Source organism: Streptomyces phytophilus (assembly GCF_013870535.1).
Lineage (GTDB): Bacteria > Actinomycetota > Actinomycetes > Streptomycetales > Streptomycetaceae > Streptomyces > Streptomyces phytophilus.
Window position 1 is genome coordinate 1 of the sequence record NZ_JACBXC010001067.1, and the last position, 2130, is coordinate 2130.

The following is a 2130-nucleotide window of genomic DNA, read 5'->3' on the forward strand; positions in this document are numbered from 1 at the left end:
CCGAGGTCGTCGGCGAGGACGAACAGGATGTTGGGCCGACGACCTCGGCTGGGCCGACCTCTCCAGCTACGGGTCCCCGCACATCCGCACCCCGCACCTGGACCGGCTCGCCCGCCAGGGCGTGCGGTTCACCCAGGCGTACTCGGGCTCGGCGACCTGCTCGCCGACCCGCTTCTCCCTCTACACCGGCCGGCACCCGGGGCGTACGGAGGGCGGGCTCGCCGAGCCGATCGCCGACAGGTCCGCGGGCCTGGAGCCCGGCCACCCGACGCTGGCGTCGCTGCTGCGCGGCGCCGGGTACGAGACGGCGCTCATCGGCAAGTGGCACTGCGGCTTCCTGCCGGTCTACAGCCCGACACGCTCCGGCTGGGACAGCTTCTTCGGCAACTTCGGCGGCGCCCTGGAGTACTACTCCAAGCTCGGCTCCGGCGGCGAGTACGACCTGTACGAGGGCGAGGTCGAGTACCGCGACCTGCGCTACTACACCAGAGTGCTCACCGAGCGGGCCGTGCGGCACCTGCGCACCCGCGACTCCCGGCCGTGGCTGCTGAACCTCAACTTCACCACCCCGCACTGGCCGTGGATCGCCGACGGCGACGAGGCGGAGAGCGCCGAGATCGTCCGCCGCATCAAGGCCGGCGACGGCCGCGCGCTGTGGCACGCCGACGGCGGGTCGCTGGAGAAGTACCGCGAGATGGTCGAGGACCTCGACCGCTCCGTCGGCCAGGTGCTCGCCGCGCTGCGCGCGAGCGGGCAGGAGCGGGACACCCTCGTCGTCTTCGCCAGCGACAACGGCGGCGAGCGCTGGTCCCACCAGTGGCCGCTGTCGGGCGAGAAGGCATCGCTCCAGGAGGGCGGGATACGCATACCGCAGATCGCCCGCTGGCCCGCGCGGCTCGACGGCGGCCAGGTCAGCCACGTGCCGCTGTACTCCCCCGACTGGACCGCCACGCTGCTGGAGCTGGGCGGCGCCCGCCCGGCCGCCTCCCACCCGCTGGACGGCCGCAGCCTCGCCGGCTACCTGCTGCGCGGCGAGGACCCGCCCGAGCGCGACCTGTTCTGGCGGGTGCGCGGCGAGCGGGCACTGCGCCGCGGCGACTGGAAGTACCACCGCGGCAAGGACGGCGCGGACCGCCTCTTCGACCTCGCCCACGACCCGCGCGAGCGGGCCGACAAGGCGACCGTACGGCCCGGGCTGCTGGCCCGGCTGCGTACCGCGTGGGAGGAGACGGACGCCGGCCTGCTGCCGTACCCCGCGCAGGCCGCCGGCTGACCGCCCGCCCCGCTCCGACACCCGAAGGAGACCGACCGATGACCCACTCACTTCCCGCCCCGGCAGCCGGGGGCGAAGCCGCGGGCGCCGTGCGCCACTTGCGTCTGGTGCGCGAACCCGTGCGGCACGGCGAGCGCACCGCGGACGGCAAGCCGCTCGTCGGCTACGTCGTGCTCGTACCGCCTGGCCTGGACCCCGCCGACCTGCTCGCCGAGGGCGCCGACGCCGCGCCGCTGCACCACGCGCCGCACAGCGCGGGGCCGCCGGACCCGCCGCCCGGCGGATCCGGCGGCCCCGTGCGCATCGACGTGGAGCGCCGGGTGGCCGAGGTGGACGGGCAGCCGATGGACCTGACGTTCCTGGAGTTCGAGCTGCTGGCCCATCTCGTCGCCCACCCGCGGCGGGTGCACTCGCGCGAGTCGCTGGTGACCACCGTCTGGGGCTACAGCCACGTCGGCGACGGCCGCACGGTCGACGTCCACGTCGCGCGGCTGCGCCGCAAGCTCGGCGCGGCCCACCGGCACCGGATCGTCACGGTCCGGCGCATGGGCTACAAGTACGAGCCGATCGAGCCCTGACGCGCCCGCCGGCCCGCTCCCCGCCCCTCCTGCTCACCCCGCTCCCCGCACTCTCCCGGCCCTCCGGTCCTGCTGGTCCCACTGGTCCCGCTGGTCCCTCCGACACCGAAAGGCGTGCTCCCCATGGCCGCCCAACTGCACCTCTCCGCAGCCCTCGACGACGCGACCGCCGACCACCTCCCCGCGGGGGCCGGCGGCGCCGGCCCCCCGCCGCCGTACGCGCGCTGGACCCGGCTGGTGCGCCTGGCCGAGCAGGGCGGTCTGGACTTCGTCACGCTC

General features: G+C 75.4%; 2 protein-coding genes. Both read left to right on the forward strand.

The genetic code is table 11. The annotated features are described in order from the left end of the window. Positions 1 to 1273, forward strand: a 1273-nt coding sequence (locus H5J30_RS29080) for a sulfatase family protein (protein ID WP_181790255.1), incomplete at its 5' end; no start/stop codon positions are given. 38 nt (positions 1274 to 1311) lie between these two features. Then, a complete protein-coding gene (locus H5J30_RS29085; protein ID WP_181790256.1) occupies positions 1312 to 1851 on the forward strand; it encodes a winged helix-turn-helix domain-containing protein in 540 nt (179 codons plus the stop codon). The last annotated feature ends 279 nt before the right edge of the window (positions 1852 to 2130 follow it).

Bases quoted from the DNA above. Each gene is read 5' to 3' on its own strand.
- H5J30_RS29085 (WP_181790256.1), top strand. From the start codon at position 1,312: ATGACCCACTCACTTCCCGCCCCGGCAGCCGGGGGCGAAGCCGCGGGC.